Origin of the sequence: Blastopirellula marina (assembly GCF_002967715.1) — a bacterium.
GTDB classification, from domain to species: domain Bacteria; phylum Planctomycetota; class Planctomycetia; order Pirellulales; family Pirellulaceae; genus Bremerella; species Bremerella marina_B.
Genome location: NZ_PUIA01000005.1, coordinates 1 through 527 on the forward strand (window position 1 = coordinate 1; position 527 = coordinate 527).

The window sequence follows — 527 nt, forward strand, 5'->3', positions numbered from 1 at the left end:
GACCGGCGTTACCTGCTGGTCGAACCCGACGCGCTGCTGGTTGTGCTGCTGGTGCTCGCTTCGCTCTACTTGATTTATCGCTTGACCAATGGCGAAGTCGAAGCGGCCGAGCCAAGTCTGCCCGCGGCGAGCGAAGAGACCTCGCGTCGTCGCGGCCCACCCCTAATCATAGATGGGATAGAAGGCGCCAAACGCCGCTTCGCAGAAGTGCCCCGGATCATTAAACCGGCGATGGCGATCGAGCTGATCGATCGCTTCCATTTGCGGATCGCTTAGCTCGAAGTCGAACAGCGCCAGGTTCTCGGCCAATCGCTCGACGCGGCTTGTCTTCGGAATCACCGCCACGCCTCGCTGCACGTTCCACTTCAGCGCGATCTGCCCCGGCGACTTGCCATGCGCCTCGGCGATGGCGTTAATCGTCGATTCGTCGAGCAGGTTCTCGTCTTGGCTCGCCATGCCGAGCGGCACATACGAAGGCGCTCCCAGCGGCGAGTAGCCGGTCACCGCGATACCCTGCTGCTGACAAT

1 protein-coding gene is annotated in these 527 nt (G+C 62.0%); it reads right to left on the reverse strand.

The window, feature by feature from the left end:
* Positions 1 to 162: 162 nt before the first annotated feature.
* Positions 163 to 527: aldo/keto reductase (locus C5Y96_RS00930; RefSeq protein ID WP_146115465.1), on the reverse strand; the 365-nt coding region annotated here is incomplete at its 5' end.